This window comes from Pantoea sp. PNA 03-3, assembly GCF_003201175.1.
Taxonomy (GTDB): Bacteria; Pseudomonadota; Gammaproteobacteria; order Enterobacterales; family Enterobacteriaceae; genus Pantoea; species Pantoea stewartii.
Genome location: NZ_QICO01000003.1, coordinates 229,368 through 246,653 on the forward strand (window position 1 = coordinate 229,368; position 17,286 = coordinate 246,653).

Here is a 17,286-nt window from a genome sequence, read left to right on the forward strand (position 1 = left end):
GTTTATCTAAAGGGTAGCAATTATGGACAGCGCAAAAGAAATTGCCAGAGATATGCTTGAGGCCATTCATATCGATGGGGCTGGGTTTATCGGTGCTGTGGCGAAAGGTGTTATTTCCTTACCCGTCAGCCTTGCCTATCTTGGCTATGATTTTATAGATACGGAACACCGCAGAGAGAATCAGGATGATAAATTTCGGTTAGCAGCACTGGTTAAAAAAGTAACTTTTAACGATGAGGTTATTTATAAGGTTATTAAACCATTTATAGATGATTTTGTTTCTCATGTAGACACGCATAAAATTTCACATTTTTCAAGAAATATATCTGGAAGTGTTATAGGTAAAATGATGTTCTCGCAGTTTACGGGGGTTAACCTCGGAAGGGCGATTATATCTCAAGGAGTTGGTGCCTTTTTTTCTGGTTCTGCTGCTGGTGGTGTATTGGGAGTTGGTGCTGAAGCATCAAGATCTATTTATACATCACGGTACTTGCGTGAAAGAAACCCCATAATGTATGAGAAATTAAACAGTATGGGTGATTTTGATCTTTTTTATTATCTTGTTGAGGACATTGTTAGGCCTTATGAGACGGCTTGTGAAATTGAAAAGATAAATCCTGAAGAGTTTAATAATGTCTGCGAATACTTCTTTGGAGGTTTATGAATATAAAAGATTTTATACTTATCATTTTTTCACGGATCGTAGCCAGTATCGGGATGACGCTAGGAACAATCAGTATGATTTACTCTTTCTACTGTTTCTTTTTTTCAGCCAATCCTTGCCGCTTTATTCTGGGTGGGGCAAGTATAGTAGCCTTTCTCATAGGTTATGGACTTTATAAATTCGCCTTGAAATATATTTATGATGAATGGGAACATTATAGGTAATATTTATCATGTTAGTTGAGTTTGGTTCTATTTAATATCATTCTAACCCAGAACAGGAATTATAGAAATGGAAAATACATTTAAAATGACAGAGGGTATCCTTAATCGCTATAAACTGGATATTCCTTCCTGCCCTTATCCATTGGATGTGGAACGTTTTGATGGTTTAGAACAAATGAGTGCTCTCTATCATTACACCATTCGTTTTACCAGTTCACATCCAGATCTTACGGCTGAAATGATGTTAAGTAAAACCGCTACGCTGAGCATGGGGGTGGGGAAACTATTAGACTCTGTTGTCGGTAAAATTGTTCATGGTGTGGTGACAAATTTCCGACGCCTGGCCGGTTCACGCGATCAGGTTACGTATGAAATTATTCTGGAACCTTTTATATCCTTACTGGATAAGCAGTTTCGTACTCACCGTTTCTTCGTCAACAAATCAGTGCCGGAAGTGGTAGAGCAAATTCTTGGCGAGCATGGTTTGAAGGGGTGGGAATATGAATTCAAGCTTAAACAAACCTACCCAAAACGGGAGCAGATAAATCAATACCAGGAAAGTGACCTCGGGTTTATTGAGCGTCTGCTGGCTGAGGTGGGGATTTTTTACTTCTTCACCCTGCACCCGGATACCCAGACTGAAGTGGTGCACTTTGCGGATAAGCAGAGCGCCTGGACATTCGGTAAAAAACTGCCACTTAATAGCCCTTCGGGCACCAATGACAATGCCGTTGACTCGGTGTGGGATATCCACGTCTGGCACAACGTGGTGGAACGTTCGGTCACCGCCAGCGACTATAACCATCGCGAAGCGCAGAATATTCTGACGTCCGTCCCGGCAGACATGACCCAGGGCGACGGTGACGGTATCACTTATGGTGATGTGTATCACTATCGTCCGCGTCACCTCGAGCGGGGTGACAAAATTACCCCTGCAACCGAAACCGGTAACTTCTGGGCTCGTCTGGAGCATGAACGTTTTTTGTCCGCCCAGACTACAGTGACCGGCAGCAGTACGGACCATACCCTGGGCCCGGCGCAGGTTCTTACCATTACCGAAACCGCTATCTCGCCGACACTACCCCGTGAAACGGAGAATGGTGTTGTTATTATCCGCACTGGCTACTACGGCAGCCGTAAGAATGCCTTGAAAGTGACATGGGTAGCGATGCCGTACTACGAGAACCGATGCTGGCGTCCAGCCGCGAAAAAGCGTCCGGTGGTCAGCGGCACCCTGATGGCGCGTGTGACCAGTGCCAAAGATAACGACATCTACGCCTGGCAGGATGCATCCGGCATGTACCGGGTGAAGTTTGATGCCGACCGTGATGATAAAAAGCAGGGCATGGAAAGCATGCCAGTGCGCTTTGCCAAACCTTACGGCGGCGATAAATACGGCTTCCACTTCCCGCTGATACAGGGCACGGAAGTGGCCATCGCATTCCACGAAGGCGATCCGGATCGCCCGTATATAGCCCATGCCCTCCACGATTCCCGCCACGTCGACCACGTCACTGAGGCCAACAGCACGCGCAATGTCATCCGTACAGCCGGCCTGAACAAGTTGCGGATGGAGGACAAGCGGGGTGAGGAGCACGTTAAGCTCAGCACGGAGTACGGGGGCAAGACGCAGCTTAATTTAGGTCACAATGTTGACGCTTGCAGGAAACTTCGCGGCGAAGGTGCGGAACTGCGTACCGACCGGCATGTTTCCGTCCGGGGAGGGGCCGGGGTGTTTATCACGGCGGATACGCAATCTTCAGCGAATGGAATGATGCTGGATATGGCCGCAGCTCTGAGCCAGTTGGAACGGGCTCAGAGTCTGGCTGAGTCGTTAAACAGCGCAGCTGAGACGGCTAGGGCAGAACTTGCAGATTTACAAACGCAGAAAGCCTTGTTAAATGAAGCGCTGAGGGAACTCAAAAAATCAGCTTTACTACTATCTGCCCCAGAAGGTATTGCGCAGGTGACTCCGAAAACCTTGCAATTATCTGCAGGAGAAAATATCACTGCGACCAGTGGTGGTAATACCGATTTGAGTGTCTTGAAGAAACTGACAGTAGCTGCGGGTGAAAGAATTAGTCTGTATGCCCAAAAATTGGGGATCAAATTTTTTGCTGGTAAAGGAAAAGTGGAAATTCAGGCACAGAGTGATGAAATGACGCTGGATGCGCTGAAAGATATCCGTATCAGCAGCAGCGAAGGAAAAATTGTCATTAGTGCGAAACAGGAAATAATTCTGAGTGGTAGCGGTGGAGCCTATATCAGAATTGGCGATGGGGTAGTCGAAAGCGGGGCACCAGATAAGATTATTGAACGAGCGGCCGTGTGGCAAAAATTTACGGGGCAAAGCACCAACCAAATGTTGAATCAATATCAACAAGGTAATTATGAGTTGCAGCCAGCTCTGGTATGGAGCGGAACAGGGGCGGCGGTAGCTAATCGCCGGGCGGTATTGAACAGCGACATGGGGACAACTGCTGAAAATACAACCTCTGCAGGCAATACATCCAAACAGAATTTCAATGCAGTCAGTAATGTTCGTCTCACCGTGAATAAGGAGAGTTAATCATGATGAATGCTGACAATGTAATAAAAATTTACCCAACATATGATAAGGCGGGAAATGCGCATTATGATCTGCATAGCCAGCCGAAAGGGAGCGATCTTGTTCAGCAGTGTGTTGTGTATCCGGATCGGATAATACCGGTTATTTTTATTCCTGGGGTAATGGGGAGTAACCTTAAAAGCAATCGCAAAAATGGCAAGAAAATCTGGAGCCTTGACAGCATGGCCGGCATTGCTCGCACATGGTTTGGCGTAAATGCTAATACTCGAAAAAAGAAACTCGATCCGTTAGTAACCAAAGTAGATAATAGCGGTAAGGTTGATGAAAAAGACGAAACCTTTCTGCTGAAAACCCGCCGGGAGCGGGGCTGGGGGAGCGTGGCATACACCAGCTATGCCCCTTTTCTTTCCTGGTTGCAGGATGAACTGAATGATTTTGAGGCCTCAGCAAAGGGAGAACGCAGTAAACTTCTGACCAGCATACAAGCTATGGATGCGGGAGATATTTCTCTGCAACAGGAAGAGATTGATTTAACTTACCGATATGTTTATCCAGTCTTTGCGGTGGGATATAACTGGCTTCAGTCGAATGCGGATTCAGCCAAAGCTCTGGCAACTGAAATAGACAAAGAGATAATTCAGTTTTACCAAGGGAAAGGGCGAAAATGTGAAAAAGTGGTTCTGATTACGCATTCAATGGGAGGACTTGTTGCCCGCCATTACACTCAGAACTTGGGAGGTGAAACGAAAGTGCTGGGCGTAATACACGGAGTGATGCCCGCGCTGGGAGCCGCAGCCACCTACCGCAGGATGAAAGCAGGGACGGAATACCCGGAAGGAAGCCTTGAGGGATGGGCAACTTCGCAGGTTCTGGGAGGAGATGCGGAAGCCATGACTGCCGTGCTATCACAGGCCCCTGGTCCGATGCAGCTTCTACCAGGGCTGGATTACGGTATGCGATGGCTAAAGATAATTGATGGGAAGGATGTGCATTTCTATCCCAAGGAAGAGCCTTATGGCGAAATTTATCTGCAGAGGGATAAATGGTGGGGGTTATGTGAAGAGCAATTTATTAATCCGGGAAATAAATCAGCGAATATGGGTTATGATAAGGAATGGTTCAGTTATACGAAAATTATTCAAGGGGATGTAAGGCCATTCATCGAAGGGCTTTCAGGAAAATACCATTCAAATACCTATGCCTTTTACAGTGCTGAGCCATCATTTCTCTCGTACGGTGAGATCGTCTGGCAGTCAAAAACACCCGTGATAGAACAGTGGATGAACCATGGGCGCAGCAGGAGACCGGAGGAGGGACGGGGGCTGGATAAAACCGAAAACTCAACCAGTCGTAGTGCCTCAACCCCACTGGACGGAAAAGGATGGGCACAGGGAATATATCAGACCTGGAAACTGCTCCCCCCCAAAGAAGCGGGCGATGGTACTGTGCCGGAGCGTTCAGGTAGAATTGCAGAACATTATCTGCAGGCACGTTATCCTGTTTCTGTACCGCACGAACCCGCTTATCAAAACACGCTGGCACAGCAATTCACACTTCGGGCGTTGGTGAAAATTATCCAGAATGTGAAACAAACGACGCTGGCTTATTCATGAAACTAAAAAAATACTTCGTGATGATATTTGTGGTGGCCGCAGGTTTATCTGGCTATTACTCATTCGGTGGTTATCCACCAAAAATAAACCTAACAGCGCAGGAGAATGATATGGTGAATGCGTTTCTGGATGAGATGACGACCCGCTGTGTCGGCCGCTATCTGATTGATATGCCTAAATCATATTCGGTCACGAGTGATAATGTTCTGGCTTTTATCAATAATGCATCTGTAAAAACAAAAAGGGTTTATCGCCCGGCATTCGAGCAGAAAATCCGGCTCAGGGAAGAGGCCTTAATGCAGGAGAAAACAGTTGATCCGCAGGATATGCCTTATCTTAAACAGGTCTATCCATTACCGGCAGGGATGGTCGGGGTTATTTTTGAAAGAAACGAAAGTGGCTCAGTGCCTGATGCTGCTCGCATACTCGAAGCCCATTTATACACAAATGGTATTGCTGTAGAGGTGGCTATGGAAGCTGAAAACGGTTTGTCGCCAAGATATGATAAATTTCGAAAGCAAACTCCAGATGTTTATAGGAACTCTGTTCCAAATAGACTGGCTGAGTTGACTCGGTTGCTGAAAAGGATATCAGGTAAAAAAGATACGGAAATACCACAGCAAGCAGGGTTTTGTCTTCCGGAAATATTTATTGCTGACGGTGCTGTAAAGAATAAAGAAGAGATTGATGTAACATACACATCAGATAAATATCCTCGTGCTGATTTTGACTTTTCGACGGATAATTTTAATAAAACAGATGACACTATGCTGGACAGAAGTGCTGAGGTGAATAAAGACATAAAAGCAGCAGAAGGCCGAACCATTCAAAAGGGAAAGCGGGAAATAAATAGTCTTTATACGGAGGAATGGCTGGTTTTCGGAAGTATGGATAATGATGAAAAAGGACTGCGTTTTGTTTTTCATGCAAATGAGAATGTCATTCAGGATAATTCTCCATGGATGTACATCAGTTTTTTACAACGAGGCCTGTCAGGTAATAACCAATTATCGGAAAATGAAGCGGTAAGCGCTTGGGAGAAAATTACTAGTACGCTGAGGTTGCGCCCGGGAGCGTTTCAAAAGTGATTTATAGTAGTTTGTGTTGATTTTTATATATGGGGCGTGTGGCTGGTGTTTTTTTATTGCATGAGGGTGTGGCTGAGTTGTTACGAAAAATTGGCTGGGTTGCTTTTTTTATTTCCTTTTTATCTTTGTGTTCAATCTATTATTTGGTGCTTTATAAACCCGCTCGTTTCTGCTTCCTTTTTGCCGTGCTTCTAATTTTCGTGATTTCTATAGTCTGTTTATTGATAGGGTATATTTGACTGACTGAAGATAGTGAAGAAACAGAAGACTATCTGATTCAGTAAACGGAGATGCCATTTTGCTATCGAATGGCTGAGATTTAAAGTAAATGACAGAGGTATATTATGCCAGCATTAATTTGCCTTGGCGATGCCACCACTCATGGCGGTAAAGTCATTTCGGCTTCTTCTTCGATGTTTATTAATGGGATTCAGGTGGCGCTTGTCGATGATCTCATATCCTGTCCAATACCAGGGCATGGCACAAATCGTATTATAGAAGGCGAACCCACGGCAACCGAAGAAGGAATATCCATTGTTGTAGATGGCTGTCTTTGTGAATGCGGTTGTCGGGTTATCAGTTCTCACATTGAAAACAGTATTGAGTCATAATTATGTCATGGCCTGTCCCTGATATTAAGAAAAAACAATCTCTACCTCGTCCTGATTTTAAAAAATGGGGGAGGGGATTTTTAATGATGCTGGTGGCAGGGATAGCCTTGAATCTGTTTATTGGTAGAGAAACCCGTTACGAGCATGTCTTTCTTTATGGTGCGCTACCTGCATTTTTTCTGTGGTTATGTCTTTTTGGGAGCGCTTGGCATCGTTATGAACAATCCATTAACAATGCTCTACTATGGAATAATGAAACTGAACGAACAAAATCACACTGGAAACGTTGGTGCATGAAACAATGGCTCATTGTGGGTAATATTGTGATGGCACCCGAAGAGCAAGGGGTAAAGGTTCTTCTGGGAAACTATGCTGATATACCTGCATTTCCAAAAAAAGCACGTCCGCTTTCTTATGCAATTTCTGATTTACCCAACCGATTAAAGTATGTCGATGAACAGCTAGAGAAACAATGTTCTGGTTACAGGAATAGTCTGTATTCAGTGAAAGTATTGATTACAGACCGACGCCGTGAGGAACAGATAAGTCTGGCTGTCAATGAACAATGGGATCTTTATCCCGAATATGTAGACTCATTTGAGGAAATACAATCTGCCGTTCAACAGAATGGTATAGTTCTTTTGCTTTGTCTGCAAGATTGGCAAGAAGGGGAAGCGGAAAAATTTAGTGAGTTCATTTCCGGGCAACTGATTGCCCCTCCTTCCTTGGTTGAGCAATGTAAGTTGACGGTACTAGCCGGGCTAGGGAGGGTCTTGTCTTCGAATGATGTAATGAAAGAACTGGACATTTTGTTTGAATATAACTCGGTAGATTATAATGATTTGTTTCATGTATGGCTGGCGGGCATAGATGGTAAAAACCGGACAAAAATTGCCCAGTATGCTGATGCGCAACAGTGGAAATTGCCACCAAAACAGCCCTGTTATTCACTCGACCATACATTCGGTCCTAACGGGCCATTGTCGTTTCCCGTCTATATCGCATTGATGGTAGATGCAGCAGTCCATACAGGTGAAATGCAACTGCTTATTTTTCAGCAAAAGGAAGGTGTATATTCACTTTGTCTGATCACCCGGGAGCTATTTTAATGATGGAAGGAAAACCCACGCCTGAAGTTGAAGTACATTACAGCATTACTGGGTATGTCATATTGATTATTGGCCTTGCTGGGATATGTGCATTATTGTTATTTCTGAATCAGGATCGCGTTATTGCTAATGGAATCACAGTACGCAAAGCATGGTTTATTTGGGGATGCGTATTTTCAGCGTTATTGCTGTGTGCCATTGCTTCACCATTCTGGTTGCAGAGAAAGCAGAGAAAGGCTCAGCTCATTTATAGCCCTGAGAATATTAATTATCGTAAAGATAATTATTCTATCAAGAAAGAAGCTGTCTCCTCCAGCGTTTTGTCACTCAGGGATTTGCGACAGCAGCTTAGATCCACTTACGGTTTTTTGTGGTTTCGTAGAATTCGGATCCTGGTGATAACCGGCACCGCCCCAGAGGTGGAACTGCTGACCCCTCGCCTCACCACCCAGCTCTGGCAGGAAGATCGCGGAACATTACTGCTGTGGGGCGGAGACCTCAATACCTCAGCCGACAGCGCTTGGCTGAGCGCACTGCGTAAGCTGCGCCGTCGTCCGGTGGATGGTCTGGTATGGGTCACCTCAGCCTTTGATAGGCTTTCAGCGCCGGGGCTGGAGCAACCGCTACCGGTTCCCTCTGAAAGCAGCATGGATTCCCTGTCTCATGCTATCAGTAGCCGCATGAATGAGCTTGGCTGGAAACTTCCCATTTACGTCTGGTCCCTGCATCCGCGCGCCGGTAAACCGGAAGGTCGCATTGTGCAGGCGACAGGCTGCATGCTGCCCGCCGGGTGCCGTACTGAGGGGTTAACAGAACAGCTTGCAGCCCTGACGCCGGAGTTGATCTCGCAAGGAGTGCAGCAGACCTGTAATTATGTGGAACACAACTTCCTACTGTCCCTTGCCGAGCAGCTTATTCGTGAGCCGGAAAGCGTGACCGCACCGCTGTCGGTGATGCTCAATCCGTATCGCCCGCTGCCGCTGGCCGGTGTGGTGTTCAGTCAGCCTTCAGCCGGTGCAGAACGCGCTGTGCCGCACCACTGGGGCATGGATAAGCGCTGGGATGTTCTGCCTGAATCAGTCCGGACGCTTCCTGCCGGGCTGCGTCCTCGCAAGCCCGGTATTCCATGGCGCAAGGTAATGGCATCTGCTGCTGCGCTTACGATGGTGAGCTGGGCTATGTGGATGAGCATCGCGTATGTCACCAACCGCAGCCAGATTGTTGGTGCGAATGCCCAGGCCGCACTTGCCGCCAGACAGAATCAGCCGCTGGAGCTGCGCCTGCACGCGCTGTCTGAACTCCAGAAAACGCTGGCCCGTCTGCAGTACCGTTCTGAGCATGGTGTGCCTTGGTACGAAAAGGCCGGGCTGAGCCAGAGTAACGCCCTGCTGGCCGCACTCTGGCCACGCTATCAGGACAGCGCGTTGCCGCTGTTACGCGATGCGGCTGCAGACCATCTGCAGAAGCAGGTCAGTGCCTTTAACGCGTTGCCTTCGGATAGCCCGCTGCGCGAGCAGAGGGCAAAAGCAACCTATGACCAGCTGAAACTTTACCTGATGCTGGCGCGTCCTGAGCATATGGATGGTGACTGGTTTAGCACGGTGCTGCTTCAGGACTGGCCGAAGCGTGACGGCGTGAAAGACGGTAACTGGCTAGGCGTGGCTCCGTCACTGCTGTCGTTTTATGGTGCACAACTGGTCACACATCCTGAGTGGAAACTGCGAGCTGATGAAAACATGGTCAGCCAGGCGCGTTCCCTGCTGGTTCGCCTGATGGGCGTGCGTAACAGTGAATCGACCCTGTACCAGAAGATGCTCTCGCAGGTGGCGAATTTGTATGTGGATATGCGCCTCGAAGACATGACCGGCGATACCGATGTGGCCCGCCTGTTCGCTACCAGCGAAATAGTCCCGGGGATGTTCACCCGTCAGGCCTGGGAGCAGGCCGTACAGCCCGCCATTGATAAAGTTGTAAAGGCCCGCCGGGATGAGCTTGACTGGGTACTCACGGACAGTAAGCAGTCGGTGAAGGCGCAGGATGAGACTTCGCCGGAGGCGCTGAAGAAACAACTGACCGCGCGTTACTTTGCTGACTTTGGCAGGGCCTGGCTGTCGTTTCTCAACAGCCTGCGGTGGAACCGTGCCACGACATTATCCGATTCCATTGACCAGTTAACCTTGATGGCCGACGTGCGCCAGTCACCGCTGGTGGCGCTGATGAACACTCTCAATGTGCAGGGGCGTACCGGTCAGACCGGTGAAGCCATTTCGGATTCGCTGGTGAAATCAGCCAAAAATCTGCTCGGTGGTGACAACAAAGATGTCATTGACCAGAACGCCGGCGTTTACGGTCCGCTGGATGCGACCTTTGGCCCGGTGCTGGCACTGATGGACAAAAGCCGTACCGGCACGCAGGCCCAGAGTTTGCAGTCGTACCTGACCCGCGTCACCCAGGTGCGTCTGCGCCTGCAGCAGGTGACCAATGCCGCTGACCCGCAGGCCATGACCCAGACCATCGCCCAGACCGTATTCCAAGGTAAAGCCGTTGACCTGACCGAAACCCGCGACTACGGCAGCCTGATTGCCGCCGGTCTGGGGCAGGAGTGGAGCGGCTTTGGCCGAACGGTGTTTGTAACTCCGATGGAGCAGGCCTGGCAGCAAGTTCTGATCCCGGCCGCCGGCAGCCTCAACGCCCAGTGGCAGCAGACAGTGGTAAGTGAATGGAACAGTGTCTTTGGCGGACGCTATCCGTTCAATAACTCCAGCAGCGATGTGTCCCTGCCATTGCTGGCCAAATACCTCAATGCGGATTCCGGACGTATCGCCCGGTTCCTGCAGATCCGCCTCAAAGGCGTCCTGCACAAAGAGGGCAACCATTGGGTACCGGACAGCATTAACTCGCAAGGCCTCTCCTTTAACCCGGTATTCCTCAAGGCCATCAACACCCTGAGTCATATCTCGGATGTGGCCTTCACGGAAGGCAATGCCAGGATGAACTTTGAGCTGCGTCCGGGCACGGCGGATGGCGTGATGCAGACCGACATGATTATCGACAGCCAGAAACTGACCTACGTGAACCAGATGCCGGCATGGAAGCGCTTCACCTGGCCTGCTGATACTGAAGCCCCGGGGGCCAATCTTAGCTGGATTAGTACGCAGGCGGGCACCCGCCAGTACGCCGATATTCCGGGTGCCTGGGGCTGGATACGCCTGCTCGATAAGGCTGCGGTCAAGGCTTATCCGGGCGTGGGCAGCAGCTACAGCCTGAGCTGGAAGGCACAGGACGGTCGTACGCTCAATTACACCCTGCGTACCGAAGCGGGAGAAGGTCCGCTGGCGCTGCTGAAGCTGCGTAATTTCCGTCTGCCGGAAACCATCTTCAGCACCACCGAAGTTGCAACGTCAGACCAGGTCGCCAGTACGAACAGTGATGCAGAGGAGGTCTACTGATGAGCACGCTCAATGCCTTACTCAGTGCCTGCCAGACAGAACAGGAAGCATTACTTGTAGCAACCCGTGAGCGTGTGGCGCAGTGGGACAGATGGCTGCAGCCGCTGTCCGGGCAATCGCCCGCTGGCGAAGATCCGGGCTATGACGATGACTTCCAGCAGATGCGCGAAGAGGTCAACAAACTCTCCGGAGCGGATACCGAACTCATCTGCCGGCTGGCAGAGAAGCTGCTGACCACGACCGCCAAAGATATCCGTGTGGCGACCTACTACTGCTGGGCGAAACTGCACCGCGAAGGTGAGCAGGGGCTGGCCGAAGGACTCGAGTTGCTGGCTGGTCTGCTGGAGCGCTTTGGACCGCAGTTGCACCCGCAGCGTGACCGCAGCCGTAAGGCAGCGATGGAATGGCTGGCCGGGCCGCGTATGACCGACTCGCTTTCCCTGTATCCGGAAGTGGTCAGGATCGATGCGATGCGGACCACCGGTGCGCTGCTGCTGATAGCACAACTTACCGAAAACGATCCGGATGAAACCCGTCCTGAACTCAATGCGCTATACGGCGCGCTGGAAAGTCGTCTGCAGAAAGCGGGCGGCGTTAATGCGGTGGTGCCGCAGAACGCCAGCACCAGTGAAACCCCTTCGGCTGCCTGCCGCAGCGATGCCCCGGCTATCGGGCGGATCACCTCCGGTCAGGATTTGCTGGCCCAGGCCCGCACCCTCACTGAATATCTGCGCGAGCAGCCGGACGGCTGGCTGTCAGCACACCATCTGATGAAGAGCCTGCGTCACGACACCCTGCAAGCCATCCCGGCCCCGGATGCACAGGGGCGTACCCGCATCGAACCGCCACGGGCGGATCAGCGTGCGTTACTCAAACGCCTCTACCTGCAGCAGAACTGGGCAGAAATGCTGGAAACGGCCGACAGCACATTTTCCCGCGGTGCCAATCACCTGTGGCTGGATTTGCAGTGGTATATCCACCAGGCGCTGATGAAATCAGGTCAGGACACCCTGGCTGACATTATTGCTGCCGACCTGAGAGGGTTGTTGTCGCGCCTGTCCGGGCTGGAGACGCTGGCGTTCAGTGACGGTACCCCGTTTGCGGACGAAGTGACCCTGAACTGGATCCGGCAGAGTGTGCTGGACACCGTCGGCGGGTGGGGCAATGAGACCCCTGCCGCTCCGATCACCGCCGGTAACGATGACATCCTGGCGCTGGAACCGGAAGCCGCGGCACTGGCCGACAGCGAAGGCCCGGATGCCGCGCTGGGCTGGTTGCAGACCCGGCCGGGCATGACCACCCATCGTCAGAAGTGGCTGTTGCGCCTGCTGATGGGCCGTATTGCTGAGCAGTACGGTAAAAATGACCTGGCGGTGCACCTGTTTGCAGAACTGGGTGAGCGTGCCCGTATAGTGACCCTCAGTGACTGGGAGCCTGAGCTGTTGTTTGAAGTCCAGGCCCGCCATCTGAAACTCCTGCGCCTGAAAGCTGGCCGCAGCGAGGCTGATAAGGTCCGTCTTACACCAGTAATGGACCAGTTACTTGCCGGGCTGATTGCAGTCGATCCTGCTCGTGCCGCCGTGCTTTGCGGTTAAATCCACAGGAACAGAAATAAATGGAAGATTTGACCCTGCGTTATTACGACGCGGAAATACGCTACCTGCGTGAAGCCGCCAAAGAGTTTGCACAGACCTACCCGGACCGGGCGGCGATGCTCGACCTCGATAAGGCCGGTACGCCTGATCCGTATGTAGAGCGCCTGTTCGAAGGATTTGCCTTTTCGATGGGGCGGCTGCGGGAGAAGATTGACGATGATCTGCCGGAACTGACCGAAGGGCTGGTCAGTATGCTCTGGCCACATTACCTGCGTACCATACCGTCACTCTCGGTAGTGGCATTCACGCCTGCGCTTCAGGCCGTAAAGATGGCGGAAGTGATGCCCGCGGGCCTGGAAGTGTACTCCCGCCCGGTGGGACCGAAAAACACGGTCTGCCGCTATCGTACCACCCGCGATGTTATGCTGAATCCGCTGAATATCTCAGGAGTGACCATGACCACTGAGCCTGACGGGCGTTCGCTGTTGCGGATGCGTTTTGCCTGCAGCAGGCAGGCCGACTGGTCCGGTGCCGACCTCAGTCGCCTCAGCCTGTATCTCGGAGCGGATGCGCCGGTCAGCAGCCAGCTGCACCTGATGCTGACCAAACGCCAGGCAGCCCTCTATATGCGCCTGCCGGGCCTGACTGACCGTATTCGTCTTGACGGCTACTTCTCGCCGGGGGGCTTTGCGGAAGAAGACGGGCTGTGGCCGAAAGGGGATACGGCATTCAGCGGCTACCAGCTGCTGCTGGAGTACTTCACCTTCCGCGACAAGTTTATGTTTGTCCATCTCAACGGCCTGAACGGCATTACGCCGCCTGCCGGGGCAGAGTATTTCGACATTGAAGTCGTGTTCAGCACGCCGTGGCCATCAGACCTGCCGGTCACCGAAGACGCGGTTCGCCTGCACTGTGTGCCGGTGATCAACCTGTTCACGCTGGAAGCCGACCCGCTCACCATTACCTGGCTTGAAAGCGAGTACCTGCTGCGTCCTAAACGTCTGCAGGACGGACATACCGAGATTTATTCGGTGGATTCGGTCACTGGCTCAAACCGGACCAGTGATGCAGAGTATGTGCCGTTCAGCAGCTTCAGGCACAAGGGCGGGATGATGCGCCGTTATGCACCACCCCGTTACTACCACACCCGCGTGAAGCGCAGCGTGACCGGGTTATATGACACCTGGCTTATCCTTGGGGGGCAACAGTGGGAAGAGGACCGCCTGTTTGAACGTGAAGCCGTGTCGCTGCAAATCACCGGCACCAACGGCCAGCTGCCGCGCCGTGCGCTACAGAGTACGCTGCTTGACCGCTGTGAGCAGGTGGTCAGTACACAACTTTCAGTACGCAACCTCTGCAAACCAACGCTGCCAGTCTATCCGCCTTCTGAAGACCGCTTCCACTGGCGGGTTTTGAGCCACCTGGGCTCCGGATTCCTGAACATGATGAGCACCGCCGAAGTGTTGCGTGGGACGCTGGCGCTCTATAACTGGCAGGAGGACGAGTTGAACACCCGTCGTCTGGAAGCAATTCAGCATGTCGGACACCACCGCCTGCAACGTTTTGAGCAGGGCTACCTGCTTCGGGGGCTGGATATCGAAGTGACCATCGACAGCAACGGCTTCACCGGTGAGGGTGATATTCATCTGTTCGGTGAAATGCTTAACCGGTTTTTTGCGTTGTATGCCGATATGAACCAGTTCAACCAGCTCACCCTCATCGTACAGCCAGAAGGAAAATGCATCCGGTGGAAAGAGAATCACAGTCCACGCCTGCCCGGCTGATGGAGCATTTGCGGCAGAACTTGCCGTACATGAACTTTTATCGCTTCTGCCAGATACTGGAACAGAGCCAGCCGGATAAACCGGTCACGGGCAGCACCTGGCAGGTACGACATGAGCCGGTGCGCTTCCGGCCCGATCCGGGAATGGGCTTTCCTGCATCTGAAATCAAAGGGATTGAGCCGCCAGAGCATCCGCATCTGCCGCCGACTGTGCGCATCACCTTTATGGGGCTCTACGGCGTGGAATCGCCGCTGCCGACGCACTACATTGATGACATTACCCAGCGGCGTGAAGGGTTTGAAGCCACCGCCGGTTTTCTCGATATCTTCAACCACCGGCTGATTGCCCAGTACTACCGTATCTGGCGTAAATATTCCTATCCGGCGACTTTTGAAGAAGGCGGTAAGGACAAAACCTCGCAGTATCTGCTGGGGCTAGCCGGACTTGGGATTGACGGCTGCACGAACAGCATCGCGACCCCGGCTTCGCGCTTTCTGGCACTACTGCCGGTCATGTTGCTGCCGGGGCGTACCGCAGAAGGCATGGCTTCGCTGGTGCGCTTGCTGGCACCCAACACACAGGCAAAAATCTGGCACCACGATAAACGCCGTGTACCGCTAAAGAAGCCGCTGATCATGAGTGTCAGGCAACCCGTCACCCTGACCAGCCGTCCGGTAATGGGCAACTATGCCACCGACGTGAACAGCCAGGTGCTGATGCGTCTGACCACCACTGACCCGGCAGAAGTGCAGGGCTGGTTACCGGGCGGAGAGCTTCACACGGATTTAATGGCGCTGCTGCATGTCTACCTTGGCTCCCGCCTCGATGTCCGCCTGCAGTTGTGCGTCGACCGTAGCCTGCTGCCGGGCGCGACAATGAGCAGTAAACCCAATGCCGGGGCGGTGCAACTGGGCCGCACTGCCGTGATGCGATCGCTGAATGCGGCTAAGACCGCATCACACCCAAAAACAATCACCATTAATCTGGGCCGCTATGAGCGGGTACAGGAAAATATTCACCACAGGGAGACCGATGAACATGGCGATTACCGCTGGTAAATTTCCCCTGGCTGCGCTGGCCGCTGGTATCACCTTGATGCTGGCGGGCTGCGGGCTGACGCAAAAAGTGACAGACGGCACCGTTGCTGTGACCAAATCGATCTTTTATAAGCAGATAAAGACTCTGCATCTGGATATCCGCGCCCGTGAAGCCATCAACAGTAATGCAGGCGGAGTGGCATTGTCTACGGTGGTGCGTATTTACCAGCTTAAAGATCGTAACACCTTCGACAGCACGGACTATCCGTCACTGTTTAGGGCAGACAGCCAGGCCATTAAAGCAGATCTGGTAGCTGAGAAAGATATCCGCCTGCAGCCGGGCGGGGCAGTGACGGTTGATGTGCCGATGGAAGAGAGTGCGCAGTATGTGGCGGTGGCCGGGATGTTCATGTCGCCGGACCAGGTGAACAACACCTGGCGGGTGGTGCTGAGCCGTGATGATCTCGATCCGGATAAAGCCCGGGTGATTGAGGCCGGTAACAACCGCCTCACCCTGAAGGCAATAAAAGATGAGTGAGTCATCCCGACCTTCACTGTATGAAGCTCTTTATGGCAACTTCACCGGCGGCCTCGACCTTCATCAGGTCAGCGAGCAGAACCAGGCCATTCTGTCAGTACTGGACAATATGCAGCGTATCCTCAATTGTCGCGCCGGCACACTGGCGCACCTGCCGGATTACGGTCTGCCGGATATGACCCGAATCCTTCAGGGAATGCCGGGAACGGCTCATGAGCTGATGGGCACCTTATCTGCCGTTCTGCTCAAATATGAACCCCGGCTGAAAAAGATAGCGGTTGTCCTGCAGGAGCAGAATGTTCCGGGTGAGCTGCGTTATGCGATTGACGCCGAACTCAGGGGCATTGGCCTCGTGCGCTACGGCACCGCGTTTATGCCCGAAGGTCGGGTCCTGCTGAGGCATTTGAAGCAACAACAGTATCTCGATACAACAACCCGTCTGTAAGGCCTGTTAACATCATGTCAGTAAAAACACAGTTCCTGAAAAAACTTCAGGCCAGGCAACCCGCCCCGGTTACGTTTACCAGCAAGACACAGGCCGATATAGCAGAATTTCGCCTGCGAATGACACAGCTGCAGGAGCAGATGGACACGTGGCTGGCCGATACCGGACTGAATGTGGAAACGTTACCAGTATCCGTGACAGACCTGCTGGTGGGCGGGGCGTTTGATATATCCGCTGCGGTGCTGCGTTACGACGAACGGTCAGTAAAATTTATACCGGTATATTTGTACGGCCAGGGTGTAACCGGGTGCGTGGAGGCGACCTTCCATAATGGAGGACTCGTGACGCCTCTGGGGCGATTATTTATGCGGTCAGTCACGGTGAAAAACTGGACCTTTGTTCCGCCTGGCGCTTTATCCCCCTCCGGGCAGGCTTTTGATGAGAGCACATTTTTTGGTTTGATTCTGGCACTCCTTCCATAGCGGAGCCGGAATGAGTAATAGTTTGTTTACCTGTCTGTCATTGCATAATTACCTGGCGAAACAGTTAATAGCTGACGG

Annotated in this window: 13 protein-coding genes; all 13 read left to right on the forward strand. The window is 51.8% G+C overall.

The features are described from left to right. Positions 1-22: 22 nt before the first annotated feature. Complete coding sequence (locus C7433_RS10935; RefSeq protein ID WP_039339788.1) at positions 23-664, forward strand: hypothetical protein; 642 nt, start codon at positions 23-25, stop codon at positions 662-664. Between the two features lie 291 nt (positions 665-955). Next, positions 956-3,457, forward strand: coding sequence for a type VI secretion system Vgr family protein (locus tag C7433_RS10945; protein ID WP_110268167.1), 2,502 nt, complete (start codon positions 956-958; stop codon positions 3,455-3,457). A gap of 2 nt (positions 3,458-3,459) precedes the next feature. Further along, entirely contained in the window at positions 3,460-5,070 is a 1,611-nt protein-coding gene (locus C7433_RS10950; protein WP_110268168.1) for a triacylglycerol lipase, read from the forward strand. After that, complete coding sequence (locus C7433_RS10955) at positions 5,067-6,158, forward strand: T6SS immunity protein Tli4 family protein (protein ID WP_039339783.1); 1,092 nt, start codon at positions 5,067-5,069, stop codon at positions 6,156-6,158. The genes C7433_RS10950 and C7433_RS10955 overlap by 4 nt, the downstream gene beginning before the upstream one ends. A 341-nt stretch (positions 6,159-6,499) precedes the next feature. Then, positions 6,500-6,769, forward strand: coding sequence for a PAAR domain-containing protein (locus C7433_RS10960; protein ID WP_369974381.1), 270 nt, complete (start codon positions 6,500-6,502; stop codon positions 6,767-6,769). 2 nt (positions 6,770-6,771) lie between these two features. Continuing rightward, positions 6,772-7,878 (forward strand): hypothetical protein, encoded by a 1,107-nt coding sequence (locus C7433_RS10965; RefSeq protein WP_146212560.1) that lies wholly within the window; start codon positions 6,772-6,774, stop codon positions 7,876-7,878. A gap of 2 nt (positions 7,879-7,880) precedes the next feature. After that, positions 7,881-11,327, forward strand: coding sequence for an ImcF-related family protein (locus C7433_RS10970; RefSeq protein WP_233255782.1), 3,447 nt, complete (start codon positions 7,881-7,883; stop codon positions 11,325-11,327). Next, positions 11,327-12,922, forward strand: coding sequence for a type VI secretion system protein TssA (gene tssA, locus C7433_RS10975; protein ID WP_110268170.1), 1,596 nt, complete (start codon positions 11,327-11,329; stop codon positions 12,920-12,922). The genes C7433_RS10970 and tssA overlap by 1 nt, the downstream gene beginning before the upstream one ends. Positions 12,923-12,942: 20 nt before the next feature. Further along, complete coding sequence (gene tssF, locus C7433_RS10980) at positions 12,943-14,706, forward strand: type VI secretion system baseplate subunit TssF (protein ID WP_110268171.1); 1,764 nt, start codon at positions 12,943-12,945, stop codon at positions 14,704-14,706. Then, on the forward strand, positions 14,661-15,764 hold the full coding sequence (tssG, locus tag C7433_RS10985; RefSeq protein ID WP_110268172.1) for a type VI secretion system baseplate subunit TssG: 1,104 nt from the start codon (positions 14,661-14,663) through the stop codon (positions 15,762-15,764). The genes tssF and tssG overlap by 46 nt, the downstream gene beginning before the upstream one ends. Then, on the forward strand, positions 15,745-16,281 hold the full coding sequence (gene tssJ / locus C7433_RS10990; RefSeq protein WP_110268326.1) for a type VI secretion system lipoprotein TssJ: 537 nt from the start codon (positions 15,745-15,747) through the stop codon (positions 16,279-16,281). Before tssG ends, tssJ begins: the two co-directional genes overlap by 20 nt. Continuing rightward, the gene (tssE, locus tag C7433_RS10995) at positions 16,274-16,726 is read left to right on the forward strand and encodes a type VI secretion system baseplate subunit TssE (protein WP_039339773.1); all 453 of its coding nucleotides are present in this window, start codon (positions 16,274-16,276) and stop codon (positions 16,724-16,726) included. Before tssJ ends, tssE begins: the two co-directional genes overlap by 8 nt. A 14-nt stretch (positions 16,727-16,740) precedes the next feature. Beyond that, entirely contained in the window at positions 16,741-17,208 is a 468-nt protein-coding gene (locus C7433_RS11000; RefSeq protein WP_110268173.1) for a hypothetical protein, read from the forward strand. The last annotated feature ends 78 nt before the right edge of the window (positions 17,209-17,286 follow it).